A 24489-nucleotide genomic window follows, 5' to 3' on the forward strand; every position below is an offset into this window, starting at 1 on the left:
ATTAGCCGATGTTTTAGGAGCAGCGGTAGGAGCTTCCCGGGCAGCGGTAGATGCCGGCTGGCGGGAGCACCGGTATCAGGTAGGCCAGACCGGTAAGACCGTCTCCCCCAGTTTGTATATCGCCGTAGGTATTTCGGGGGCAATTCAGCATCTGGCGGGAATGGGCAGCTCCAAGGTAATAGTAGCCATTAACAAAGACCCGGAAGCTAACATCTTTAAAGTTGCCGATTACGGCATTGTCGGTGATTTGTTTGAAATAGTTCCGCTTTTAACCGAAGAGTTTAAAAAGCTTTTAAAATCGTAAAGGAAGGCATTTTTGCCTTCCTTCTCTAATAAATTGTGTTTAGAAAAAGTTGTAAACAAAAGGGGAGGGATTAGGGTGAATGGAATTCCCCAGCGGGAACTTTACTGGAATATAAACCACACCGCCAAGTTTTTAATGTATCCGTTGTTTTTAATAGCGTTAGCAATTTTCGTCTATGGAATGTACCGGCGGTACCAATACTGGAAAATAGGGCAAAAAACCGATGTTAAATGGGATTTTGGAAGATTTTTGAAAGAAACATTTTTACAAAAAAGAATTTTAAACGAATTATATCCCGGATTAATGCATTTTGGTATCTTCTGGGGGTTTACAGTGCTATTCTTAACTACTTTGCTGGTAGCAATCCAGGCGGATTTTGGGATTAAAGTTTTTACCGGCAACGTTTATTTACTTTTTAGTTTTTTAGCCGATGTAGGTGGGGTTGCAGCAATCATTGGTGTTTTAATGGCCATTATTCGTCGCTATCTCCTAAAGCCTGACCGCCTCGATAATAAGCCCGACGATCTGATTTCACTGCTCTTGATATTAATCATTTTGGTTACCGGTTATATCGTCGAAGGAATCCGCATGGCAGTGGCCGGGGATAACTGGGCGGCCTATTCGCCTTTTGGTAATTTAGTGGCGCAATTGTTTGCCGGAGCCAATGAGGGAACTCTTAGATTGTGGCATGTTATTCTCTGGTGGGGACATATGCTTTTAGCTTTTGGCTTTATTGCCTATATTCCGTATTCTAAATTAATTCACATCTTTACTGCTCCTATCAACCAGGCTCTGGCGGATCCCCAGAGTGCCAAGACCTTTCCGTTAATTGATTTGGAAGCTGAAGATGTAGAATCCTTTGGGGTGTCGACGGTAGAAGAGTTTACCCAGAAACAGCTTTTAGATTTAGATAGCTGCACCCGCTGCGGACGGTGTCAGGATAACTGTCCCGCTTACCTTACGAAAAAGCCGTTATCGCCCAAGAAAATGACTCAGGATCTGAAAGAGGCTTTAAACGAAAGAGCACCGGTAATAATTGCCAGGGCTAAAGCAGAACTTGCCAAAAAAGGATTGGGTGAAGAAGCGACTACTAATGAAGTTGAGGAAGCAGTGACCCGGGCATTAATTGGCGAGGTTATCGAAGAAGATACAATTTGGGCATGTACCACCTGCCGGGCATGTCAGGAAGTCTGTCCGGTATACGTAGAGCACATTCCGAAAACAATAGAGTTAAGAAGGAATTTAGTCTTAATGGAAAGTTCCTTCCCGCAGGAAGTCCAGCTTACTTTTAGAAATATGGAGAATAACGGCAACCCCTGGGGTGTGGGCTGGGCTAATAGAGCGGACTGGGCGGAAGGTTTGGAGGTTCCAATTTTAGGAGAAATAGAAAACCCCGAAGAAATAGAATATCTCTACTGGGTAGGCTGTGCCGGGTCCTTTGATGAAAGAAACAAAAAAGTGTCCCGGGCCTTAGTCAAAATCCTTAAAACGGCAGGGATTAAATTTGCCATTTTAGGTACCGAAGAAAAATGCTGTGGCGATTCTGCCCGGAGAATAGGTAACGAATATTTATATCAAATGCTTGCTCAGGAAAACATTGAAACCATGAATAATTATCAAGTAAAGAAAATCATTACCGCCTGTCCTCACTGCTATAATACCCTGAAAAATGATTATCCGCAGTTAGGCGGTAATTACGAGGTAATCCACCACAGCGAGCTAATTGCCAGGCTCCTTGCAGAAAATAAGATAAAGCTAAATAGCACCGATAATCGTCGCTTTACCTATCATGATTCCTGCTACCTGGGGCGGTATAACCGGGTATTTAATGAGCCAAGGGAAGTATTAAAGAATGTAGGAGTAAAATTAACCGAAATGAGCAGGAACAGAGAAACCAGCTTCTGCTGCGGCGCCGGTGGTGGACGGATGTGGATGGAAGAAACCTTAGGAGAACGGATTAACGTTGAGCGTACGCGGCAAGCTTTAGACACCAGCCCGGAGGGGATTGCGGTAAACTGTCCGTACTGCCTTACCATGCTTGAAGATGGGATTAAGGCTTTTGACAAGACCGAGGAGGTTAAGGTTTACGATATTGCAGAGTTAGTGGCTGAGAAGCTTTAAAGAGGTGAAAGTAATGGCCCGGATTTCAACAATAACTTTACCTACACCCTATATGGTGGGGGATGTAAACGTATATTTAGTTGAAGATGAAAAGCTTGTTTTGATTGATACAGGAGCGCCTACGGATGATTCTTATTTAGCATTGGAAGCTAAATTAAAAAATTACGGGTATGAAATCCGGGACGTGTCGGAAATAGTTGTAACGCATTTTCATCCGGATCATTTTGGCTTGGCTGGTTATATAGCAAAGATGTTTGATATTCCGGTACGTATTCATCCTCTGGAGGTTTACTTTCTCAATGAGGATGCAGAAAAGGTATTAAAAGTGGTTGACGGTTGGGGTTTACCCCAACAACTGGTTAATGCGGTTGTTCAACATAAATATAAAATACCTCCAAAATATTTTCAAAATCATTTTTCCATTATACTCCTTTTTCCCGGGGAAACAATAAAGACAGGGAAGTTTGAATTTAAGATAATTCATACTCCTGGACATTCTTTAGGTCATATTTCATTATATGAAACAAAAAACAACTATTTTATTACCGGTGATTTTATCTTAAAAAATATTTTCCCCAATCCCCTGATATACCAGATTGAGGGGCAAAGGATTGCTACTTTGCCCCTTTTTTTGGAAAGTTTAAATGAGGTTTACGATTTTCCGGTGAAAATGGTTTTTCCGGCACACCAGGATAAATTTTCTAATTTACAAGAGGTAATAGATAAAATTAAAATCCATTACTACCAGAAAACCTTTGAGGTTTATGAGAAAGTTAAAGAGCTAAAGAAGGCAAATTTGTTCGAAATTGCTCAAGAACTTTACCCCGATGAAATCAAAGAGCAAACTTACCTGGTTATAAGCAAAGTATTAGGTTGTCTTGATCTTCTCCGGGAGGCAGAACTTGTCGAGATTAAATATGGGAAATATGTTGTGAGCTCAGACAATAGTTTAGAAGGTAAAAAACTATTAAATGAAAAGTACTTTTATCTTTACAAACCGGAGGAAGAATTTTAAAATAAGGAGTAAGAAACGGAGGTGTAGTGAATGACAATTACTAAAGAAATGACAATTACAGAAGTGGTTACAAAATATCCCAAAACCATCCCTGTATTTTATAAACACGGTATGGGTTGCCTTGGGTGTGCTGCCGCCCAATTTGAAAATATCGAACAGGGAGCTCGAGCTCACGGAATTAATATTGATGAGTTAATTGCCGATTTAAATAAAGTAGTGGCAGAACAAGCACAATCATAAAAAAAATCGCTCGTGTGAGCGATTTTTTTTTAAATAATTTGTTAAAGACCGGTTTTCTTGTGCCAGCGGTAAAAGAAGTAGGCGATAAGTGTTATGAGGATTGCCAGAAGAAGTTGAGCTGGCAGATTGTCTAAGTGACCAAAACCGTGGCCAAGAAGGGAATAAATTACAATTTCCGGGAGTTTTCCTAAAGTAGTGGCCAAGAAGTACGGGGTAAATCGCATGTTACTGAGTCCTGCTAAGTAGCTGACGATACTTGATGGTAATACGGGAATTAACCGCGAAAAAAATACAACCTTGGGACCGTCTTTGCGGCTAAAAGAGTGGACTTTATTTAAATGCTCCGGTTTTAAGAAACGGCTTAGAAAATTTCTTCCTAAAAATCGGGCTAATAAAAAGGCGATGGTTGCCCCCATAACACTCCCGGATAGTGAAATTATTATTCCACCCCAGATTCCGAAAATAAACCCGTTGGCAGCTACTAAGATAAATAAAGGTACAGGTGTAAACAAGGTTTGAATGACAAGGAGAATTAGGCTAACAATTACTGTAAAAAGACCAAAAGAACGGATGAAATTAGCAAGTTCGGCAGGAGAAGAAAATTGGTTGAAGAACTTGACAAAATTGGTTAACAAAGCTGCCAGAATAATTAACAAGATTATTAGAAAGACTGCGGTTAGATAGATAAACTTTTTTTGCATTTTTATCTTCTCCAGCAAAAAATTCAAGATAAATTTTATCAAAAAATAAATAAAATGAAAAGATTGGGGAGGGCATATTATGAAGCATACTTTATCTGTCCTGGTGTTAAACAAACCAGGGGTACTGGCGCGAATTTCCGGTTTATTAAGTCGCCGAATGTTTAACATTGAAAGTATAACGGCAGGATATTCCGAAGAACCTAACATCACAAGGATAACAATTGTTGTCCAGGGGGATGATCTTGTCTTAGAACAGGTGATTAATCAGTTATCAAAGTTAATTGATGTCATTAAAATTAAAGAACTGCCGATGGAAGAGACTATTGCTCGGGAGTTAGCGTTGATTAAAGTTCGGGCTCTTCCTGAAAAACGAGCTGATATTGTTAATATTGTAAATATCTTTAGGGCTAATATAGTTGATGTAAACCGGGAAACCATGGTAATTGAACTTACCGGTGATGAAGATAAAATTAATGCGTTGTGTGAAGTTTTAACCGATCACGGTATCGTGGAAATTGTTCGCACCGGAAAAGTAGCTTTGAACCGAGGACCGCGTCCTGCCAAGGAATTATAAAAAGGCTTTGTATATAACCTCCGAAAATGGTTATGCTATTTTCGGAGGTGAAATGATATGAAAAAAGGGTTACATATATTGCTGCTTTTGGCTTTGCTATTTGCTACTGTGGCCTGTACACCAGCGCGAAAGCCTGCGCCACCAACGGTTCCTCCAGGAGGTTCACCCACTACTCTACCCACTAATCAAACGGAGCTAAACAAAATTGCAAAGAAAATAGCTCGGGAAGCCGCAAAAACAGAAAAAGTGAAAAGAGCAACCGCGGTAATAACCGGCAGTACGGCGTATGTGGGACTGGATTTAGTGGCGGGGGTGGAAAAAAGCGAAACGGACAGAATTAAAGAAGAAGCAGCAAACCGTGTTAAATCAGCGGAGCCACGTTTAAAAAGGGTTTATGTTACTACTGATGCCGATACAGTAACAAGAATTCGCCATGTGGCCGAGGGTTTGGCCAAAGGAAGGCCGTTATCGTCTTTAATGCGGGAGCTGGATGAAATCAAAAGACGGATGGTACCTAAACGTAAGTAGCCCGGGTGCAAGGTGCCCGGGTTTTTCTTTTATTTACCAGGCTTTATATGGTAAAATCGAAAAAGGTGGCTAAAGAGAAAGGGGGGTGGGAAGTGTATTTAGAGATTATTAAAGTAGCTTTACCAGCGGTTTTGGAAATGATTTTACATATGGTTGTAGGTATAGTTGATACAGCGATGGTTGGAAGGCTTGGAGCTACTGCAGTAGCAGGTGTTAGTCTTGGAGCGCAGATAATTTTTAGTACTTATTTTGTCTTTGCTGCAATTGGTACCGGCGGTGGAGCTCTGGCTGCTCAGGCATTAGGGGCCAAAAAAGAGGAAGAGGTAAAAAAGTTTTTTTCTTACTCATTGCTTTTGGCTCTTTTTGCCGGGTTTTTGTTATTTTTCTTACCGTACATAGTAGAGTTACTCTTGCCTGCCCTTAAAATAGATAAAAATATTGCTGTGGTAACCATAAGTTATTTAAAAACAATAGGAAAGTTTGCTGTTTTTGCTCTTCTGGTTTTTGTTGGCAATGGTTTACTGCGGGCGATAGGCCAAACCAGGGTTCCCCTTTATACCGCTGTTGTTATTAATTGTTTAAATATTTTTTTAGATTATGTTTTAATATTTGGAAAACTTGGTTTTCCAAAACTGGGGCCCGCGGGGGCTGCATTAGCTTCTGGAATTTCTCTAACTTTGGGGTCGATAATTACTCTGGGTTACATTGGGTTAATTGAAAAAAAATTAAGTTTAAAACTTCAATGGTTTGAAACAAGAGCATATTTAAAAAAGATTATACAAATTAGTATTCCTGCGGCTTTAGAAGAAGGCAGTTTTTCGTTAGGACGGGTGGTGGTAAGTTTTATTTTAGTTAAGCTTGGGGCAGTTAGCTTTGCGGCAAACGAGATTGCCATCTACATTGAGTCTCTTGCCTTTATGCCCGGCTATGGCTTGGCAATTGCTGCCTACTCGTTTGCTGCGAGATTTTACGGTGAAGGGAATTATCAAAAAGCAAAAAGCTACATTGAAAAAACATTAGTTTTAACAATTTTGGGTATGGGTTTAATGGGAATAATCTTTTTTTTCTTTCCCTGGCAACTGGGATTGTTGTTTACCAAAGACGTTGATGTACTTGAAAAAATAAAAGTATGCCTAAAGATTGGTGCTTTTGAACAGATTCCTACCGGAATTGAAATGGTGCTTGGGTCGGTGTATCGAGGAGTTGGGAACACAAAAATACCTTTTTATCTTACCACCGCGGGGATGTGGCTTTTTAGACTTCCGTTATTTTGGTATTTGTTCGTTTTAAATAAATATGATGTTTCCTATGCCTGGATAGTTAGCGTGCTTCAATGGAGCATCTTAATGTCAATTTATCTTTACCTTTTTCAAAAAGGCCACTGGTGGTCTGTTACTGAATTGCAGCGGGACCAAAAGTAAGCAAATGGGAAACGGTAATAAAAGTATAGCCCTGTTTTTTTAAGCCTTTAATAATTTCCGGCAATACCTGACCGGTTTGTTTACAGGTATCACTGGCATGCATTAAAATTATGGCTCCGGGGTGAATTTTTTCCAAAACGCGTTTTAAAATTATTTCTTCTCCGGGATTTTTCCAATCTAAAGAATCAACGCTCCATTGAATGGCAGTATAACCTATTTCTCTTAGGGTTTTGATAACAGTTTTGTTATAATCTCCGTTAGGTAGGCGGATGATGGTTGGAGTTTTATTACTTGCTTCTTTTATGGCTTCATGGGCCAGGAGAACTTCTTTTTTAATCTCCCCCGGGCTTAAACCGGTGTAATTTACATGGCGGTGTCCGTGGCTACCGATTTCATGGCCGTCGTTGACAATTTCCCGAACAATTTCCGGATGTTTTTTGGCCCAGGGACCGGAGAGAAAAAAGGTTGCTTTAATATTTTCTTTTTTTAGTGTATTGAGAATCGGCTTGTAAGTTTTTGTTCCCCAGCTTAAATCAAAGGTCAGGGCTACAACTTTTTTACTGGTTTCCACTTTATATACCGGGTATAAATCGATAATTTGCGGTTTTACTACCGGCTCGGTTAAATAATGGTAAAATACCAATCCAATTAAGATGGCAAAAATAAGGATAAGGGTATATTGCCAGAGTTTTTTGTAATTAAAGAAGAAAACTTTCATTTAAAAATTCTCCTTTCGTAGGTTTTGTTAAAACTTATGTACTTGAAGTTAAAATTATGATTTATTTTCCTACTTGACTTTATTTATGAAATAAGTAATAATATAAGAGCAGACGGGCGGGTAGTTCAGTGGGAGAACGTCTGCTTGACGCGCAGAAGGTCACAGGTTCGATCCCTGTCCCGCCCACCAGATAAAGGATGATACCGGCACTTGCCGGTTTTTTTGTTTTTTTATAACTTTTTAGCCATTTTTTTAGTGTATACGCTTATTTTTAAACTCATATAATAGCAGTAGAAGAGGTGATTTTGATGAACCACATTATAATTGCTACAAGTCGTTATAGTGATGAAATAGAAGCGCTTCTTAAGATCGGTTTAGCCGAGCAAATCAAAAAAGGCATATTAAACTTGGACAAATATCAAGCCGGGAAGTATAAATTCCTGGCTTTAAACATTATTAAGGCAAATTTATTATCTTCTACAAACGCCTATTTTTTAAAAAAAGTGAGCTCGATTTTGGCAAAGATTTATGTTGATTTTTGGGAGAAAGATTTAATTTCAAAGATTGCAACTTTTGAATATCCTTACTTTAAAAGGGAGGAGTTAGAAAGAATAAAAAATAACGCTGTAAAAATATTAACAATGGACCGCGAGAGAGAGATCGGAAAAAAAATTTATGAGTTTTTGCTGGAAAATTCCCTGATTAATCTTGATGGCTTTATTCTTTTTCGTTTGCAAAAAGAGGTAAGTGAAATTTATCATTCCCTTGACCTGGCGGTGGAAGAACAAATTTTGGAAAAAGAATATCAGGAGTTTATAAAGGTAGTAAAATATTTTCTTGAAATTCAGCCTGTTAAAGTAAAAATGGTTCAGGTTTTTTGGGTTAATGGATATTTAGTCTTTGTCGATGAGCACCAGAGGAAAGTTGAAGACGAGTTTGTTAAAAATTTATTGACCCAAGGCCAGAGGTTATTTCTTGAAGATATCTTAATTAGCGCATTAATATCATTAGCTCCAGAAAAAATTATTATTCACCGGCATGATGACTCAATAAATTTTGATCTTAAACCAATTAAAGATATTTTTGCGGAAAGGGTTGAAATATGTACAAAATGTGAGGGTTACCGGGAACGATAAAAAGAAAAAAATTGTTGACTTGGGGTTAGTCTATGAGGTAAACTTTTTCAATAAAAATAAAATATTTCTAAGAGACGAGTTGAGATGAGTTGAGTTGAGGGGAGCTGAGCTGAGGGCGGGTTAGTACGAGAGTAGGGCAAAACCAGCACTCAGTTTAGTGCTGGTTTTTTGTTTCTGTGGTAAAAAATGGTTTTAAAGGAGGTACGAGGTTGTTTGTGGATTTAAAGATTTGGGATGATTTGCTAAAAGGTAATCGGTTTTTAGTTTTTGCCGGACCTTGTGCGGTGGAAAATTTAGAGCAAATAATAGAGACGGCAAAAATTGTTAAGAACAGTGGCGCCGTTGGTTTAAGGGGAGGAGCTTTTAAGCCGAGAACCCGGCCAGAAAGTTTTCAAGGGTTAGGCGAGGAGGCTTTAAAATACCTGGCATTAGCCAAAGCCGAAACAGGACTTTTAGTGGTAACGGAAGTTATAGATGAAGATTCTCTTAATAAAGCTTTACCTGTAGCCGACATCTTACAGGTAGGCAGTCGAAATATGCAAAACTATGCTTTGTTAAAACTTTTAGCAAAGGTTGATAAACCGGTACTTTTAAAAAGAGGTTTAGCTGCTACCCTGGAAGAATGGCTGGGAGCGGTTGCGTATCTTGAAAAAGGAGGTAACAGAAAAATAATTCTATGTGAAAGAGGTATTAGAACTTTTGAAACGATGACGCGAAATACGCTTGACATCAGTGCTGTTCCGTTACTAAAAAAGCTAACTCCTTATCCGGTAATTGTTGATCCCAGCCATGCTGCCGGACGCAGGGATATTATACTGTCGTTAGCTAAAGCAGCGGTTGCAGCGGGAGCGGATGGGCTTTTAATTGAGATTCATCCGGAGCCAGAAAGAGCGTTAAGTGATGGTCAGCAGTCTTTAAATTTTCAGGAATACGACCGATTGATAAAAGAATTAAAGCCATGGGTGCATGTAGCGGGAAAGAGGTTATAAAAAGAAAGGAGAAGGGACGAGATGAGCAAAGTTTATTCGGAGTTAGATTTAACTCCTAATTGGGAAGAGTATAGTGCATATGCAGAACATTACCAGGTAGTGCCGGTTATGGTTGAACTTTTAGCCGACACTTTAACCCCTATTACCTTATATCAATATTTGGCACTGGATAAAGGAATTTCCTTTTTACTGGAAAGTGCACCGGGGAATGAAAAAACGGCCCGTTTTTCCTTTATTGGTTATGACCCTTTTAAAGTGGTAACCGGTCGCAATTTAGAGGTCGTTTCGTCACAGCTTTTTAACTTAAAAGGACCGCCTGTAGCCGGTTTACCTTTTTACGGAGGAGCTGTGGGGTATTTTAGTTACGGCCTTGTATATAAACTGGAAAATTTGCGGAGTTGCCGACATGCCCGGGAGGATGAAGAACTTTTTCGTTTAATGTTTCCGGAGAAGGTTTTGGTATTTGACCACCGTTATCATACCCTGAAAATCGTGATCAATACCCTTCCTCAAAAAGAAGGGGAAAAAGCAGCATACCTGCGGGCACAGGATTCAATTAAAGAGATTATCGGTAAGTTAACTAATCTAACAACTTCTGAAAACTGGGCATTAACTGGTAAACCAGAACGAAGTAGTTGTAATGCGACTATGACTAAAAGGGATTTTTGCACTATGGTGGAAAAGGCCAAGGATTATATTAAAGCGGGAGATATTTTTCAGGTAGTTTTATCCCAGCGTTTTTCTTTCCCCAGCCTGGAAGCGCCTTTTAATATTTACCGGCGTTTGCGGCGGCTTAACCCTTCCCCCTACATGTTTTTCTTGGATTTTGGCGAGCTCAAACTTATAGGGGCTTCACCGGAAATGCTGGTACGGATGGAAGGAGGGATAGTAGAGACCAGGCCAATTGCCGGTACCAGACCAAGAACCGGTCAGCAAGAGGAAGATTTACGCCTTGCGCGGGAACTTCTGGCCGATGAAAAAGAGCGGGCAGAACATTTGATGCTGGTTGATTTGGGACGAAACGACCTGGGCAAAGTTTGTCGACCGGGCAGCGTTAAAGTAACTGAGTTTTTTAAAGTAGAGGAGTTTTCTCACGTAATGCACATTGTTTCTACCGTTCAAGGAGAAGTAGAAAGGAAATTTAATCCCGTTGATGTGCTAAAAGCAGTGTTTCCTGCAGGAACCGTTTCCGGAGCACCCAAGATTAGGGCAATGGAAATTATTGATGAGTTAGAACCGGTACCTCGAGGGCCTTATGCGGGAGCGGTAGGATATATAAGCTTTACCGGGGAAATGAATACGTGCATTACCATTCGAACCCTCTGGGTAAAAGATGAAATGGTTTATTTTCAAGCCGGGGCCGGGATTGTTTGGGATTCGGATCCCGAGCGAGAATACCAAGAAACAATAAATAAAGCCCGGGCAATGGCAGAAGCGGTAACGGGTACAGCTGAATTTTGTTTTAACGGGGGGATTAATAAGTGATTTTACTGATAGATAATTACGATTCTTTTACCTACAACCTGGTGCAATATTTGGGTGAAATAGGGCACCGGGTTGTGGTCCGGCGTAATGACCGCATAACCCTTTCGGAGATTAGAGAGATGAAGCCAACCCATATCATTATTTCTCCCGGGCCTTGTACTCCTAATGAAGCGGGGATTTCGTTGGATGTAGTACGCTTTTTTGCTGGGAAAATACCAATTTTAGGAGTTTGTCTGGGGCACCAGGTGATAGGTCAGGCCTTTGGCGGAAAGGTTATCCAGGATAAAATTCCGGTGCATGGGAAAACTTCTCTAATATACCATGATGGTCAGGGAATCTACAAAGGGTTACCAAATCCTTTTCGAGCTACGCGTTATCATTCCCTGGTCGTAGATAAAGAGGGGTTACCCCAGGAACTTATAATAACTGCAACTACTGCAGAGGGAACAATCATGGGAATCCGCCACCGGACCTGGGCAGTAGAAGGGGTACAGTTTCATCCGGAATCGATAATGACCGAGTATGGCAAAGAATTATTGCTTAATTTCCTTGAGTATCAAGCTTAAGGTAAAAAGGGGAGGCGAGTTTTGGTGAGAGAAGTTTTAGAGAGATTGATGAGAGGAGAAAACTTAAATTTTTCCGAAGCACGGGCCACAATGAACGAACTTATGGAGGGAAAGTATACCGAAGCGCAGGTAGCGGCATTTTTGGTGGCGTTAAAAATGAAAGGGGAAACGGAAGAAGAAATTTCCGCTTTTGCGCTGGCGCTGCGGGAAAAGGCAAGAAGGGTAATTACTCAAACTGAAGGATTGGTGGATACCTGTGGAACCGGGGGAGATGGCCGGCAAACTTTCAATATCTCTACTGCAGCTGCTTTTGTTGTTGCCGGTGCCGGTATACCTGTGGCAAAACACGGAAACCGAAGCGTTTCCAGTCGTTCCGGTAGTGCCGATGTTTTAGAAGCTCTGGGGGTGAATATTGATTTAGATGCCCGGGAAGTAGCCCGCTGTGTTGATGAAATAGGTATTGGTTTTCTTTTTGCTCCAAATTTGCATCCAGCTATGCGGCATGTGGCTAAAACCCGGCGGGAGATAGGTGTGCGGACTGTCTTTAATATTTTGGGACCTTTAGCCAACCCCGCAAATATTGTGGGCCAGGTATTAGGGGTTTTTACTCCTGAGCTGCAGGAAACTTTGGCGAGAGTTTTAAGTAATTTGGGGGTTGAACGAGCTTTTGTAGTTCACGGACACGGAGGAGTGGATGAGGTTTCGCTAACCGGTCCTACCCGGGTTTATGCGTTAAACCGGGGTAAAATCGAAAGCTACCTTTTTGATCCGCTTTCTTACGGTTTTTCTTACTGCAGCTTAAAAGATTTACAAGGGGGAGATGCTTTTGAAAATGCCCGGTTATTGCAGGAAATTTTAGATGGGAAACCGGGCCCATTGAGGGATGTGGTTATTTTAAATGCTGCTTTTGGCATAATGGCCGGGGGTGTAAATGATTTTCGGGAAGCACTTGTAATGGCCCGGGAAAGTATTGATAAGGGGTTGGCAGCAGAGAAGCTGGAAAAATTACGCCGTCTAAGCCATGAAATCAAGGAGGCAGGGTGATGTTCCTCGAAAAAATTGTCCAGGTCCGTCGGGAAAAGGTTAGTCAGGCCAAAAAGAAAATTCCTTTTTGGGAAATGCGGAGGATGGCGGAAGAACAAATTAGCCACCGTTTGCCCCTTTCCCTAACTCAAGCTTTACTTAGAGAAAAAGCAAAAGGGAAGGTGGGAGTAATTGCCGAGATTAAAAAAGCGTCTCCTTCCAAAGGTGTATTACGGGAGCAGCTTGAGCCGGAAGAAGTAGCTCGGGGATATGCCAAAAGCGGGGCAGCAGCGATTTCAGTTTTAACGGAGGAGGATTATTTTTTGGGTTCACCGGAGTATCTTAATGCAGTGAGGGCGGTAGTTTCGTTGCCCCTTTTACGAAAAGATTTTATAATAGACCCCTACCAAATTTATGAAGCTAAGGTACTGGGAGCAGATGCCGTTCTTCTTATAACTTCTCTTTTGGCGGCAGAAGAATTAAAGGAAATGATTAAAATAACCGAAGGCCTTGGCATGGAGGCGTTGGTTGAGGCTCACAGTTTAGAGGAAGTCGAGAAAGCTTTAACAGCAGGAGCAAGGCTAATTGGCATAAACAACCGCGACTTACGTACCTTTACCACTAAGATTGATGTTTCATTAAAACTGGCTCCCGTTCTAAAAGAAGCAGGAGTAGTGATGGTAAGTGAAAGCGGTATTCGAAGCAAAGAGGATATCAAGGCTTTAATGACTGCAGGTTATCACGGAATTCTCATCGGTGAAGCTTTAATGCGGGCTCCAGATCCCGGGAAAGCATTGGAGGTGCTGCTGGCATGAGGGTTAGGGTAAAAATTTGTGGGATTAAAGATAAGGAAACTGCCCTGAAAGCTTCCCTGGCTGGAGCTGACGCCATAGGTTTTGTCTTCGCTAATAGTCCGCGGCAGGTGAAGCCAGTAGTAGTCAGGGAAATTACAGAAATTCTTCCCCCGTTTGTTGCCGCCGTAGGAGTTGTGGCTAATATGGATGTGGAGGAAGTGGCTCAAATAGCAGCGTTCTGCAATTTAGATGTTGTTCAGCTTCACGGTGGCGAAAGTTCCGAATATTGCGGTAAGCTTAAGGAAAAAATTCGCGCGAAAATTATTAAAAGTATCCCTGTACCGATAGAAACTGATACCGAAGAACTTCAGAGACAAATAGCAATTTACGAAAAGTATGTTCACGCTTTTCTCTTTGATACGTCTTCCGGCAATACATTTGGTGGCAGCGGGAAAACCTTTAACTGGCAAATTCTTCAGGGGCTGAAGATAGAAAAGCCCTGGTTTTTAGCCGGAGGCCTAAATCCTGAAAATGTTGGGAAAGCTTTAAAGCAGGTCAAACCTTATGGTGTTGATGTTTCCAGCGGGGTGGAAAAAGCCCCGGGAATCAAGGATTATTTCCGGATAGAAGCATTTATCCAAGCGGTCAGGAGGTCGGAAAATGAGTTTAAAAAACTATAAATTGCCAGATGCTCGAGGATATTTTGGCCCCTACGGTGGGCAATTTGTTCCAGAGACTTTAATGGCAGCTTTAGATGAGCTGATAGAGGCTTACGAGGAAGTTAAAAAAGATCGTTCATTTCAAGCGGAATTAACCTTTTATTTGCAACATTATGCCGGACGGCCTACGCCTCTTTATTTTGCCGAAAGCCTGTCCCGGTATGTAGGAGGGGCAAAGATTTATCTCAAACGGGAAGACCTTGCCCATACCGGTGCCCACAAAATTAACAATACCATAGGTCAGGTTCTGCTGGCGCGGCGCATGGGCAAAAAAAAGGTAGTGGCGGAAACCGGGGCCGGCCAGCATGGAGTAGCTACCGCTACGGCGGCGGCAAAGTTTGGGTTGGAATGTACTATTTTTATGGGGGCAGAGGATGTCCGCCGGCAGGAATTAAATGTGTACCGCATGCGCCTTTTGGGTGCGCAAGTGGAAAGTGTAACTTCCGGTAGTCGTACTCTTAAAGATGCTATGAATGAGGCCATTCGCTACTGGGTTACTCATGTTCGGGATACTTACTATGTCCTTGGTTCGGTTGGTGGACCACATCCCTATCCCACTATTGTTCGGGATTTTCAAAAGGTGATCGGGGAGGAAACCAAAGCACAAGTCTTAGCGCAGGAAGGAAGACTCCCTGACTTAATTGTAGCGTGTGTTGGTGGGGGAAGTAATGCTATAGGGATGTTTTATCCTTTTCTCGAAGAGGAGGTGCGGTTAGTTGGGGTAGAGGCGGCAGGATTAGGGCTGGAAAGCGGGCGGCATGCTGCAACCTTAAGCCGGGGGAAGGTGGGAGTTTTACACGGAGCTAAGTCTTATGTTTTACAGGATGATCGAGGCCAGATTGTAGAGGCTCATTCCATTTCGGCAGGATTGGACTACCCCGGGGTAGGCCCGGAACATGCGTACCTTAAAGATATTGGCAGGGTGGAGTATACAGCAGTTACCGATGAAGAAGCTTTAGAAGCATTTAAACTTTTAGCGAAAACGGAGGGTATTCTGCCGGCTCTGGAAAGCGCCCATGCTGTGGCCAAGGGAGTGGAGCTTGCCCGGGAGCTTGAGTCAGAAAAAATAGTAGTAATCAACCTTTCCGGCCGGGGAGATAAGGATGTCTACACCGTGGCCCGCGAATTGGGGGTGACCCTGGGTGAGTAGGATTGGTCAAGTATTTGCGGAAAAACGGAGCCGAGGGGAAAAAGCCCTTATTGCCTATACGATGGGAGGAGACCCAAATCTTACTCTTTCTCTGGAAATTATCAAAACCCTGGCAGCGTCTGGAGCCGACCTTATCGAGGTGGGCTTACCTTTTTCTGACCCTTTAGCCGATGGACCGGTGATTCAGAGGGCCGGGCAGCGGGCTCTGGCTGCCGGTAGCGGTCCGGAAGAAGTACTGGCACTGATAGCGGCTGCCCGCCAGGAGCTATCTTTACCGCTGGTCATTATGTCCTACCTCAATCCGATTCTCCAAATAGGGATAGACGAGTTTTTGCGGCGGGCAGCGGTGGCTGGAGCTGATGGCCTTATAATTCCCGACCTTCCGGCGGAAGAAGGCGAGGAAATAAGGGCGGCGGCTGCGGGATACGGCCTTGACTTAATTCCTTTGGTTGCTCCAACAACCGGGCAAAAGCGGCTTGAAAGGATTGTGGGTCACGCTTCAGGATTTATTTATTGTGTGTCGGTAACCGGGGTCACGGGGGCACGGGATAGTTTGCCAGCAGAGGTTAAATCTTTATTGCAAAAAGTAAAAAAGTTAACCGAGTTACCCGTTTGTTTAGGATTTGGGATTGGGAAACCAGAGCAGATAGCATACATTAAAGATTACTGCGATGGTGTTATTGTGGGAAGTGCATTAGTAGAGATTATTGAAGACTATACTAAAGGAGAAATAAAAAAAGATAAGATGTTAGAATTAATAGCAAAAAAAGTACAAACATTAAAATCAGTTTTATAATTGCTTTATTATAAAAAAATCTACTACCGCAGAAGCTCTAAAAATTAAAGGAGCTTATGCGGTATTTTTATTTATTGCTTTTAAAACAATTATTTGCTATATTTTAAATAATTGAGGAGGTAAAGAGAATTACCGTGAAAATATCCGAACTAATTCTTCCACCATTGATCGGCGGTTTTATAGGCTGGCTTACGAATTATTTGGCAATCTTAATGCTTTTCCGTCCGTATCGTCCTTTAAAAATAGGTTTTCTCACTTTTCAAGGGGTTATTCCTAAACGTCACCGGGAAATTGCTAAAGCTTTAGGGGAGTTAGTCGAAGAACAGTTGTTATCCCAGAAAGAGCTTGTTGAGTTATTGACTTCTGAAGAAAATAAACAATTATTTGCTGAAAAAATTTTACTGGCGGTTAAGGAAAAGCTTAGCACTCTTTTTCCGGTATTACCGGAATACTTGCGACAAATTGTAATTAGGACTCTTTTAAATTATTTTAAAAATGAACTGCCTTCAGTAGTAAATAAAATAATTTTATCCTTGGAAACTGATTTGCAAAATAAGGTTAAAATTGGAAAAATAGTGGAAGAAAAGGTGTTGCAATTTGATTTAAAAACCCTGGAAAAAATCTTAACTTCTTTAATGAAAACAGAACTTTCCTATATAGAAGTTTTTGGTGGAGTAATAGGGTTTGTTATCGGGATAATACAGGTCATGCTAAATATTTTTTTAAAATAGATAGGAGGCAGGATAATGGTAAGTTTGAAGTTTCCCAACAATGAGGTACGGGAATTTCCTGAGAATATTACCGCTCTGGAAGTAGCTAAAGCGTTAAGTCCCAGATTGGCCAAGGAAGCCCTTTGTGCTTCAATAAACGGTAAATTAATTGATTTAAGTCAGAAGATTTCCGAAAGTGGGGAATTTCGCCTTTATACCTTTGAAGATGACGAGGGTAAAGATGTTTTCCGGCATAGTTCGGCCCACCTTATGGCGCAAGCGGTTAAAAGGCTTTTCCCCAAGACCAAACTTGCTATTGGTCCGGCTATTAAGGACGGATTTTATTACGATTTTGAACCCATTGAAAGTTTTTCGCCGGAAGATTTAGAAAAAATTGAGGCAGAAATGGAAAAAATCGTTAAAGAAGACTTGCCTATTGAACGCTTTGTTCTCTCCCGGGAGGAGGCAATAAAGTTTTTTGAAGAAAAAGGGGAAATCTATAAAGTGGAATTGGTAAAGGATATTCCTGAAGGAGTGGAAATATCTTTTTACCGGCAGGGAGAGTTTGTTGACCTATGTACCGGGCCCCACGTACCTTCAACCGGGTATCTTAAAGCTTTTAAACTTTTAAGTATTGCCGGAGCGTACTGGCGGGGAAATGAAAAAAATAAAATGTTACAAAGGATTTATGGTGTATCCTTTCCGAAAAAAAGCCAGCTTACCGACTACTTGAACTTTTTGGAAGAAGCTAAAAAGCGAGATCACCGCAAAATTGGGCAGGATTTGGATCTTTTTAGCCTGCAAGAAGAAGGTCCCGGTTTTCCCTTTTTCCATCCTAAAGGGATGGTGATTAGAAATGAACTGGAAAACTTCTGGCGGGAAAAACATCGCCTGGCAGGATATCAGGAAATAAAAACTCCAATAATTTTAAACCGGGAATTATGGGAGAGAAGCGGTCACTGGGCGCATTATAAAGAGAATATGTACTTTACCAAGATCGACGACCAGGATTATGCGATAAAGCCGATGAACTGCCCGGGAAGTATTTTGGTTTATAAGAGTAAGCTGCACAGCTACCGGGAGTTTCCAATAAGGCTTGCCGAGTTAGGTTTGGTGCACCGACACGAATTATCCGGTGTTCTCCATGGGTTGATGAGGGTTCGCTGCTTTACCCAGGATGATGCTCACATATTTATGTTGCCGGAACAGGTTAAAGATGAGATTATCGGGGTAATTAATTTAATAGATGAGTTTTACCGGTTGTTTGGATTTGAATATCATGTCGAACTCAGTACCCGTCCGGAAAATTCCATGGGTAGCGACGAATTGTGGGAATTGGCCACAAATTCTCTCAAAGAGGCTTTAGAGGAAAGAGGATTACCTTATAAAATTAACGAAGGGGACGGAGCATTTTATGGTCCCAAGATCGATTTCCATTTAAAGGATTGTCTTGGGCGGACCTGGCAGTGTGGAACCATCCAGCTCGACTTCCAGATGCCGGAGAAATTTGATTTAACTTATATAGGAGAAGATGGACAAAAACATCGGCCGGTGATGATCCATCGGGTGGTGTTTGGCAGTATTGAAAGATTTATCGGCATTTTAATTGAGCATTATGCCGGGGCTTTTCCGGTTTGGCTGTCTCCGGTGCAGGTACGGATAATTACCGTGGCCGAACGTCACCGGGATTATGCACAGGAAATTTACCAAAAACTCTTTAACCAAGGGGTCAGGGTTGAAGTAGATGACCGGAACGAAACTATTGGGTATAAAATCCGGGAAGGGCAAATGCAGAAAATACCGTATCTCTTAATTGTTGGGGATAAGGAAATTGAGCAAGGATTAGTGGCAGTTAGAAAAAGAGGGGTTGGCGATCTTGGCCAAAAACCCTTTGGGGAATTTATGGAGGAGCTTCTGGCAGAGATAAGGGAGAAAAGATAGTTGACAGTAAAAATTAACCGTGTTATCATTTCAAGGGAAAGAAAACAAAGTAGAAGCCACCTGCTTCTCACCTGAAAGCCGCCTAAGGCTTTGGGTTAATATTGAAAAGCAACGTGTGTCTGCTTTTCAACAACTTTTGGGAAAAAAGCGGGTGGAAACCCGCTTTTTATTTTTAACATTTTTTCTGGAGGTGGACAGTTATTACCAAAGATTTACGGATTAATGAGGAAATCAGGGCTAAAGAAGTGCGGGTAGTAAAGGAAGATGGTACTCAACTTGGTATTATGCCGTTAAAAGAAGCCCTGAAAATTGCTGAAGAAATGGAGCTTGACTTAGTGGAAATTGCACCTACAGCAAAGCCGCCGGTTTGCAAGATTATGGATTACGGCAAGTATCGTTACCAGCAGAGCAAGAAAGAAAAAGAAGCCCGAAAAAAGCAAAAGATCATTAACGTTAAAGAAATTAAGATACGTCCCACAATTGAGGAACACGATTTTCAGGTAAAATTACGAAACGTTATTCGGTTTTTAGAAGATGGGGACAAAGTAAAAGTTACCGTAATGTTTCGCGGAAGAGAGTTGTCCCATCCGGAAATTGCTTATGAACTTTTAAATAAAATGGCCCAAGAGGTTGGCAGTATTGGGATAGTTGAACGACCTGCCAAACTTGAGGGTAGAAATATGATTATGATTTTAGCACCAAAGTCATAAGGAGGAGGAAACATTATGCCTAAAATTAAAACCAAAAAAGCGGCAGCCAAGCGGTTTAAGAAAACCGGTTCTGGCAAAGTAAAGCGTTATCATGCTTTTCACAGCCATTTATTAGGTCACAAAACATCTAAAAGAAAGAGAAGACTTAGAAGATCTGATTTAGTAAGCAAGGCCGACATGAAAATCATTAAAAAGATTTTACCGTATTAATGATATAAGGAGGTTTTATTATGCCAAGAGCAAAAAGTAGTGTAGTTTCAAGAAAACGTCATAAAAAAATATTAAAGTTAGCAAAAGGTTATTTTGGTGCCAAAAGTAAACTTTTTAGAGTAGCCAAACAGCAAGTAATGAAGTCCTTAATGTATGCCTATCGGGATAGAAGGGCAAGAAAAAGAGAGTTTAGAAAGCTCTGGATTACCCGAATCAATGCTGCCGCAAGAATGCATGGACTTACTTACAGCAGGATGATGAATGGCTTAAAGAAAGCCGGGATAGAAATTAATCGGAAGATGCTTGCGGACTTAGCAGTAAATGATAAAAATGCTTTTGCCGAGCTGGTGGAAATTGCCAAGAAAAATTTATAAGATGAAGGGTTTTGGTGAAAGTGTTGGCAATCAATTCGAAAAAAGAAATAAACTTTTTTAGGCGATTAACTCCTTCGCAAATCCTGGTACTGGGATTTGCAGGAGTTATTCTTTTAGGTACAGTTTTATTAATGCTGCCAATTTCAACCAAAGATGGTACGGTTACTCCTTTCTTAGATGCATTATTTACCGCCACTTCGGCGGTTTGCGTTACCGGTCTTGTGGTAGTTGATACAGGAACTTATTGGTCGCTTTTTGGTCAAATTGTTATCCTGCTGTTAATTCAGGTAGGCGGCCTGGGTTTTATGACTGTTGCAACGCTGTTTGCCATTCTTTTGGGCCGTCGGATTAACTTACGTGAGCGGATAGTTATTCAGGAAGCCTTAAATCAGGCCAGTTTAGAGGGAATTATTAAGTTAACAAAACAGGTTATTTTGTTTACCTTTAGTATTGAGGGAGTTTTTGCAGTTATTTTGGGGTTAAGATTTTCCTTAGATTACGGTTTTATTAAGGGAATGTGGTTTGGGATTTTTCATGCGGTATCCGCTTTTAATAACGCAGGTTTTGATTTAATGGGAAATTTTAAAAGCTTGACTCCTTATGTTGGGGATGTTATAGTTAACCTTTCAATTGCTATTTTGATTATTACCGGAGGAATTGGTTTTTATGTTATTTCCGAGCTTTTTAATTTGAGAAAAAAAGGAAGGTTATCCCTTCATTCCAAAATAACGTTAATGACTACCGGACTTTTACTTTTGCTCGGTACTGTGGTTATCTTTGTCATGGAATACAACAACGATAAAACTTTGGGAGCTTTGCCTTTTGGTCAGAAAATTTTAGCGGCTTTTTTCCAGGCGGTTACACCCCGAACGGCTGGATTTAATACTGTAGATATCGCGGCCCTTCATCCGGCAACCCAGTATTTTATAATTATTTTAATGTTTATCGGTGCTTCCCCCGGGTCAACAGGAGGTGGAGTTAAAACCACTACTTTTGCGGTATTAACTTTAGCGGTGATCAATATTATTCTTGGGCGTGATGAAATCTTGGTTTATAACCGCCGTTTGCCCCGGGAACAAATTTTTAAAGCAATTGCCATTGTCATGATTTCTCTGTCATTAATAAATATTGTCACTTTTATTCTTACCTTTACTGAAGGGCACAATATCTTGATGAATATGTTTGAAACTGTTTCCGCCTTTGGTACGGTAGGGCTATCGATGGGCTTAACGCCGGAGTTATCGGAACTTGGCAGGATTTTAATAATATTAATGATGTTTTTTGGCAGGGTTGGTCCGCTTACCATTACTTATGCCCTTGCGCAGCGGCGGAAAAAAGCTTTGTTTACTTTACCGGAAGAAAAGGTAATGGTTGGATAGGAGATGAAATTTATGGAGTCCAAACAGTTTGGGGTTATCGGTCTTGGCCGATTTGGTTCCAGTGTGGCCAAGACTTTAAGTGATTTGGGGTATGAGGTTTTGGCTATTGATAGTAACGAAGAGCGGGTGGAGGAAGTAAAAGATTTTGTCACCCATGCAGTATGTGCCGATGCAACGGATGAGCAAACTTTGAAAGCCGTTGGTATAAAAAATTGTGATGAAGTTGTTGTAGCAATCGGACAGGAAATGCACAACAGTATCTTAATTACTCTAATTTTGAAGGAACTGGGAATAAAGAAGGTTTGGGCAAAAGCTCAGAACGATTTGCACGGTAAGATATTGGCTAAAGTTGGGGCTGATGTAGTGGTTTATCCGGAAAAGGAAATGGGAGTAAAAGTAGCAAATAAAATGGTGGCAAACAACATTTTGGAATTTATTGACCTGTCCGATGAGTATTCTATTTTGGAAATAAACATTCCGCCGCGCTATGCTGGGAAAACAATCAAGGAAATTGATGTTCGAGCCAAATATGGTTTTACCATTTTGGCAATAAAACGCGGGGAGCAGTTGGTAATTTCGCCATCATCCGACGAAGTCTTGCAACTGGGGGATATATTAGTATTGATTGGGCGTAACGAAAACTTTAAAAAGTTGGAGCGGGATATTGGTGATTAAAAAAATATCCAGCCCGGAAAACTCATTTTTTAAAGAGTTAAAAAAATTGTATCAAGATGGAGCCCTTCGCCGCAAAAGTGGAATGTTTATTGTAGAAGGCGAAAAACTTGTTTTTGAATTAATTGCTAATGACTGGCCTCTAAAATATTTAGTTGTAAGTGAAAGTTACTGGCAGACCAAAAAAATTGCGGAGGACGGTGCAAAGATTGTAGTCTTAGCGGACCGGTTGTTTAACAAAATTTCCGAATTAGTATCGCCTCCGGGGATTCTGGCGGTAGCTTGTATGAAAACTTTATCCTGGCCTGCCGGTAAAGATGGTGCTTTTTTAATTCTTGATGGTCTTCAGGATCCCGGAAATGTAGGTACATTACTGAGAGCTGCCTTTGGGTTTGGTGTTTCCGGTGTAATTTTGTTACCTCCCGCAGTTGATATTTATAATCCAAAAGTTATAAGGGCTTCTGCGGGGACCGCTTTTAAGTTCCCCGTATTGAGGATGGAGGCGGACGAACTTAAAGATATAATTTTAAAAAGTAATATACCGTTATTTTTAGCAGAAAGCGAGGGAGGGATACCTTTAACTGCCGTTAACTTTCCGGCAAAATTTTTTATTGCGGTTGGTAATGAAGGTCAAGGCATCAGCACGACGTTAAAGAGTCTTCCGCATCAAAAAATATCTATCCCCATGCCTGGAAAAATAGAATCTTTAAATGCGGCTCTTGCTGGCGGAATTATTATATATGAATGGGCCAAAAACAGGTATAACTTGTAGTATTTTTTGAATTGTGCTATAATTAGGTTAGACTTTGCAAGGGGTGGGTGGCATGGGGGAGTATTTAGCGAAGTTTTGGTGGAGTGTATTTGAGGCTACCGGTTCCTTGACAGCTTACTTAATTTATAAAAAGTTAATTAACAATAAAAGGCAATGACCGGGAGGAGTAAGTTGGATGCTGACCATCCAGGGAGAAAGGGCCTTAGACTGAAAGTCCTTTTATGGCAGCCCGACTGAAGTTCGCCCGTGAGCTTTCCGCTGAAAGATAAGTAGGCGGCAACGGATTCTTCCGTTAGCAAGTAAGAAAGGGATACCCCTTTCTGCAGAGTGAGCTTTATGCTAAGTAGGGTGGTACCGCGGAACGTTAGCTTTCGTCCCTAAAACGGGCGAAAGCTTTTAATTTTATATAGGAGGGATTGAAGTTGCATAATGAAGAACTTTGGCAGAGATATATGGGAGAAATAAGTAAAGTTTCCAATTTAAACGAGCTGCAAACAATAAAGGTCAAGTTTTTGGGGAAAAAAGGTGAAGTAACCCTGGCTCTTAAAAATTTAAAAGATTTACCTCCGGAACTGCGACCTGAAGCAGGGCAAAAAATTAATACTTTAAAAAGGTTAATAGAGGAAGATTTAGAAAAAAGAGAGCAGGAGCTTTTGCAGAGAGCCCTGGATGAGAAACTGAGTAAAGAGGCAATTGATGTGACATTACCCGGTTATTCTCTGAAACTCGGCAAACTCCATCCCCTGACGCAGGTACAGCATCGGATAGTAGAAATCTTTACTTCAATGGGGTTTTCCGTGGCTACGGGTCCGGAAATTGAAAAAGATTACTATAATTTTGAAGCCCTGAACTTACCTAAAGACCACCCCGCTCGAGATATGCAGGACTCCTTTTATATTACCGAGGAAGTGTTGTTGCGGACTCATACTTCTCCGGTACAGGTGCGGGTAATGGAAAAGTATGCTCCTAACCTGCCGATAAAAATAATTTCGCCGGGCAAAGTTTACCGCCGGGACGATGATGCTACCCATTCACCGATGTTTGCCCAGTGTGAGGGGCTTGCGGTTGATAGGAATATTCGTTTTTCCGATTTAAAGGGAGTTTTATTAACCTTTATTAAAGAATTGTTTGGTCCCAAAACTAAAATGAGGTTAAGACCCAGTTATTTTCCGTTTACCGAACCCAGCGCTGAGGTGGATATTTCCTGTGTTATTTGCGGTGGCCTTGGTTGTAAAGTTTGCAAAGGTTCGGGGTGGCTTGAAATTTTAGGAGCTGGTATGGTACATCCCCGGGTTTTAGAAATGGCCGGATATGATAGTAGTATGGTTACCGGTTTTGCTTTTGGAATGGGATTGGAGCGGATTGCCATGCTTTTGTACGGCATTGATGACTTACGCCTTTTTTACGATAATGACATAAGGTTTTTGCAAATGTTTTAAGG

At 41.3% G+C, this 24489-nt stretch carries 27 protein-coding genes, 1 tRNA gene and 1 other annotated feature; of the genes, 26 read left to right on the top strand and 2 right to left on the bottom strand.

Features of this window, described 5'->3' with window-relative positions:
* The 4 genes from ciss_RS13540 to ciss_RS05360 form a co-directional block, all read left to right on the top strand.
* Positions 1-304, top strand: a 304-nt coding sequence (locus ciss_RS13540) for an electron transfer flavoprotein subunit alpha/FixB family protein (RefSeq protein ID WP_235837254.1), incomplete at its 5' end; no start/stop codon positions are given.
* Positions 305-379: 75 nt separating this feature from the next.
* Positions 380-2425 carry a heterodisulfide reductase-related iron-sulfur binding cluster gene (locus tag ciss_RS05350; protein ID WP_077177464.1) on the top strand — a complete coding sequence of 682 codons (2046 nt, stop codon included), beginning with the start codon at positions 380-382 and terminating at the stop codon, positions 2423-2425.
* A 13-nt stretch (positions 2426-2438) separates the two neighbouring features.
* Positions 2439-3440: an MBL fold metallo-hydrolase gene (locus ciss_RS05355; RefSeq protein ID WP_075865267.1), complete on the top strand. Its 1002-nt coding sequence runs from the start codon at positions 2439-2441 to the stop codon at positions 3438-3440.
* 30 nt (positions 3441-3470) lie between these two features.
* Positions 3471-3680, top strand: a complete 210-nt coding sequence (locus tag ciss_RS05360) for a DUF1858 domain-containing protein (RefSeq protein WP_075865268.1) — start codon at positions 3471-3473, stop codon at positions 3678-3680.
* A gap of 41 nt (positions 3681-3721) precedes the next feature.
* Here the strand turns inward: ciss_RS05360 and ciss_RS05365 are convergent, their stop codons facing one another.
* Positions 3722-4381 carry a TVP38/TMEM64 family protein gene (locus tag ciss_RS05365; protein ID WP_075865269.1) on the bottom strand — a complete coding sequence of 220 codons (660 nt, stop codon included), beginning with the start codon at positions 4379-4381 and terminating at the stop codon, positions 3722-3724.
* A gap of 79 nt (positions 4382-4460) precedes the next feature.
* Between ciss_RS05365 and ilvN the strand changes: the two genes are divergently transcribed.
* The 3 genes from ilvN (at position 4461) to ciss_RS05380 (ending at position 6904) form a co-directional block, all read left to right on the top strand.
* Positions 4461-4955, top strand: coding sequence for an acetolactate synthase small subunit (gene ilvN, locus ciss_RS05370; protein ID WP_011344497.1), 495 nt, complete (start codon positions 4461-4463; stop codon positions 4953-4955).
* Between the two features lie 57 nt (positions 4956-5012).
* On the top strand, positions 5013-5483 hold the full coding sequence (locus ciss_RS05375; protein ID WP_075865270.1) for a YhcN/YlaJ family sporulation lipoprotein: 471 nt from the start codon (positions 5013-5015) through the stop codon (positions 5481-5483).
* Positions 5484-5575: 92 nt separating this feature from the next.
* A complete protein-coding gene (locus tag ciss_RS05380) occupies positions 5576-6904 on the top strand; it encodes an MATE family efflux transporter (protein WP_166503991.1) in 1329 nt (442 codons plus the stop codon).
* Here the strand turns inward: ciss_RS05380 and pdaB are convergent.
* Positions 6876-7622 carry a polysaccharide deacetylase family sporulation protein PdaB gene (pdaB, locus tag ciss_RS05385; protein WP_075865272.1) on the bottom strand — a complete coding sequence of 249 codons (747 nt, stop codon included), beginning with the start codon at positions 7620-7622 and terminating at the stop codon, positions 6876-6878. The two genes, ciss_RS05380 and pdaB, sit on opposite strands and share 29 nt — an antisense overlap.
* Positions 7623-7736: 114 nt before the next feature.
* Between pdaB and ciss_RS05390 the strand changes: the two genes are divergently transcribed.
* The 19 genes from ciss_RS05390 to pheS all read left to right on the top strand — a co-directional run bounded on the left by ciss_RS05390 (position 7737) and on the right by pheS (position 24487).
* Positions 7737-7811 (top strand) — tRNA-Val (locus ciss_RS05390).
* A gap of 119 nt (positions 7812-7930) precedes the next feature.
* Positions 7931-8758 carry a putative sporulation protein YtxC gene (gene ytxC, locus ciss_RS05395; protein ID WP_075865273.1) on the top strand — a complete coding sequence of 276 codons (828 nt, stop codon included), beginning with the start codon at positions 7931-7933 and terminating at the stop codon, positions 8756-8758.
* Between the two features lie 215 nt (positions 8759-8973).
* A complete protein-coding gene (gene aroF / locus ciss_RS05400; RefSeq protein ID WP_235837259.1) occupies positions 8974-9747 on the top strand; it encodes a 3-deoxy-7-phosphoheptulonate synthase in 774 nt (257 codons plus the stop codon).
* A gap of 21 nt (positions 9748-9768) precedes the next feature.
* The gene (gene trpE / locus ciss_RS05405) at positions 9769-11232 is read left to right on the top strand and encodes an anthranilate synthase component I (protein ID WP_075865275.1); all 1464 of its coding nucleotides are present in this window, start codon (positions 9769-9771) and stop codon (positions 11230-11232) included.
* Positions 11229-11798 (top strand): anthranilate synthase component II, encoded by a 570-nt coding sequence (locus ciss_RS05410; protein WP_075865276.1) that lies wholly within the window; start codon positions 11229-11231, stop codon positions 11796-11798. Before trpE ends, ciss_RS05410 begins: the two co-directional genes overlap by 4 nt.
* A gap of 24 nt (positions 11799-11822) precedes the next feature.
* Complete coding sequence (gene trpD, locus ciss_RS05415) at positions 11823-12842, top strand: anthranilate phosphoribosyltransferase (protein ID WP_235837256.1); 1020 nt, start codon at positions 11823-11825, stop codon at positions 12840-12842.
* Positions 12842-13636, top strand: coding sequence for an indole-3-glycerol phosphate synthase TrpC (gene trpC, locus ciss_RS05420; RefSeq protein WP_075865278.1), 795 nt, complete (start codon positions 12842-12844; stop codon positions 13634-13636). The genes trpD and trpC overlap by 1 nt, the downstream gene beginning before the upstream one ends.
* Positions 13633-14295: a phosphoribosylanthranilate isomerase gene (locus ciss_RS05425; RefSeq protein ID WP_075865279.1), complete on the top strand. Its 663-nt coding sequence runs from the start codon at positions 13633-13635 to the stop codon at positions 14293-14295. The genes trpC and ciss_RS05425 overlap by 4 nt, the downstream gene beginning before the upstream one ends.
* Positions 14276-15484: a tryptophan synthase subunit beta gene (gene trpB, locus ciss_RS05430; RefSeq protein WP_075865280.1), complete on the top strand. Its 1209-nt coding sequence runs from the start codon at positions 14276-14278 to the stop codon at positions 15482-15484. Before ciss_RS05425 ends, trpB begins: the two co-directional genes overlap by 20 nt.
* Complete coding sequence (trpA, locus tag ciss_RS05435; RefSeq protein ID WP_075865281.1) at positions 15477-16280, top strand: tryptophan synthase subunit alpha; 804 nt, start codon at positions 15477-15479, stop codon at positions 16278-16280. The genes trpB and trpA overlap by 8 nt, the downstream gene beginning before the upstream one ends.
* 134 nt (positions 16281-16414) lie before the next feature.
* Positions 16415-17011 carry a DUF445 domain-containing protein gene (locus ciss_RS05440; RefSeq protein WP_075865282.1) on the top strand — a complete coding sequence of 199 codons (597 nt, stop codon included), beginning with the start codon at positions 16415-16417 and terminating at the stop codon, positions 17009-17011.
* A 15-nt stretch (positions 17012-17026) separates the two neighbouring features.
* A complete protein-coding gene (thrS, locus tag ciss_RS05445; protein ID WP_075865283.1) occupies positions 17027-18931 on the top strand; it encodes a threonine--tRNA ligase in 1905 nt (634 codons plus the stop codon).
* Between the two features lie 200 nt (positions 18932-19131).
* A complete protein-coding gene (gene infC / locus ciss_RS05455; protein ID WP_075865285.1) occupies positions 19132-19641 on the top strand; it encodes a translation initiation factor IF-3 in 510 nt (169 codons plus the stop codon).
* Positions 19642-19656: 15 nt separating this feature from the next.
* Positions 19657-19851: a 50S ribosomal protein L35 gene (gene rpmI, locus ciss_RS05460; protein ID WP_075865286.1), complete on the top strand. Its 195-nt coding sequence runs from the start codon at positions 19657-19659 to the stop codon at positions 19849-19851.
* Between the two features lie 20 nt (positions 19852-19871).
* Positions 19872-20225 carry a 50S ribosomal protein L20 gene (gene rplT / locus ciss_RS05465; protein ID WP_075865287.1) on the top strand — a complete coding sequence of 118 codons (354 nt, stop codon included), beginning with the start codon at positions 19872-19874 and terminating at the stop codon, positions 20223-20225.
* Positions 20226-20239: 14 nt separating this feature from the next.
* Positions 20240-21604 (top strand): TrkH family potassium uptake protein, encoded by a 1365-nt coding sequence (locus tag ciss_RS05470; RefSeq protein WP_501161884.1) that lies wholly within the window; start codon positions 20240-20242, stop codon positions 21602-21604.
* A gap of 12 nt (positions 21605-21616) precedes the next feature.
* Positions 21617-22279 (top strand): potassium channel family protein, encoded by a 663-nt coding sequence (locus ciss_RS05475; protein ID WP_075865288.1) that lies wholly within the window; start codon positions 21617-21619, stop codon positions 22277-22279.
* Positions 22272-23048 (top strand): TrmH family RNA methyltransferase, encoded by a 777-nt coding sequence (locus ciss_RS05480; RefSeq protein WP_075865289.1) that lies wholly within the window; start codon positions 22272-22274, stop codon positions 23046-23048. The genes ciss_RS05475 and ciss_RS05480 overlap by 8 nt, the downstream gene beginning before the upstream one ends.
* 144 nt (positions 23049-23192) lie before the next feature.
* Positions 23193-23430 (top strand) — a binding site (T-box leader).
* Positions 23431-23464: 34 nt separating this feature from the next.
* Positions 23465-24487: a phenylalanine--tRNA ligase subunit alpha gene (gene pheS, locus ciss_RS05485; RefSeq protein WP_075865290.1), complete on the top strand. Its 1023-nt coding sequence runs from the start codon at positions 23465-23467 to the stop codon at positions 24485-24487.
* Positions 24488-24489: the final 2 nt, after the last annotated feature.

The organism is Carboxydothermus islandicus, assembly GCF_001950325.1.
GTDB lineage: Bacteria > Bacillota > Z-2901 > Carboxydothermales > Carboxydothermaceae > Carboxydothermus > Carboxydothermus islandicus.

Excerpts from the sequence above, each read along its gene's own strand:
- thrS (WP_075865283.1), top strand. The coding sequence starts at position 17,027 with ATGGTAAGTTTGAAGTTTCCCAACAATGAGGTACGGGAATTTCCTGAG.
- rplT (WP_075865287.1), top strand. The coding sequence starts at position 19,872 with ATGCCAAGAGCAAAAAGTAGTGTAGTTTCAAGAAAACGTCATAAAAAA.
- rpmI (WP_075865286.1), top strand. The coding sequence starts at position 19,657 with ATGCCTAAAATTAAAACCAAAAAAGCGGCAGCCAAGCGGTTTAAGAAA.
- trpE (WP_075865275.1), top strand. The coding sequence starts at position 9,769 with ATGAGCAAAGTTTATTCGGAGTTAGATTTAACTCCTAATTGGGAAGAG.
- ytxC (WP_075865273.1), top strand. The coding sequence starts at position 7,931 with ATGAACCACATTATAATTGCTACAAGTCGTTATAGTGATGAAATAGAA.
- ciss_RS05425 (WP_075865279.1), top strand. The coding sequence starts at position 13,633 with ATGAGGGTTAGGGTAAAAATTTGTGGGATTAAAGATAAGGAAACTGCC.
- ilvN (WP_011344497.1), top strand. The coding sequence starts at position 4,461 with ATGAAGCATACTTTATCTGTCCTGGTGTTAAACAAACCAGGGGTACTG.
- ciss_RS05475 (WP_075865288.1), top strand. The coding sequence starts at position 21,617 with ATGGAGTCCAAACAGTTTGGGGTTATCGGTCTTGGCCGATTTGGTTCC.
- ciss_RS05360 (WP_075865268.1), top strand. The coding sequence starts at position 3,471 with ATGACAATTACTAAAGAAATGACAATTACAGAAGTGGTTACAAAATAT.
- ciss_RS05365 (WP_075865269.1), bottom strand. The coding sequence starts at position 4,381 with ATGCAAAAAAAGTTTATCTATCTAACCGCAGTCTTTCTAATAATCTTG.
- ciss_RS05355 (WP_075865267.1), top strand. The coding sequence starts at position 2,439 with ATGGCCCGGATTTCAACAATAACTTTACCTACACCCTATATGGTGGGG.
- ciss_RS05375 (WP_075865270.1), top strand. The coding sequence starts at position 5,013 with ATGAAAAAAGGGTTACATATATTGCTGCTTTTGGCTTTGCTATTTGCT.
- trpB (WP_075865280.1), top strand. The coding sequence starts at position 14,276 with ATGAGTTTAAAAAACTATAAATTGCCAGATGCTCGAGGATATTTTGGC.
- pdaB (WP_075865272.1), bottom strand. The coding sequence starts at position 7,622 with ATGAAAGTTTTCTTCTTTAATTACAAAAAACTCTGGCAATATACCCTT.
- trpC (WP_075865278.1), top strand. The coding sequence starts at position 12,842 with ATGTTCCTCGAAAAAATTGTCCAGGTCCGTCGGGAAAAGGTTAGTCAG.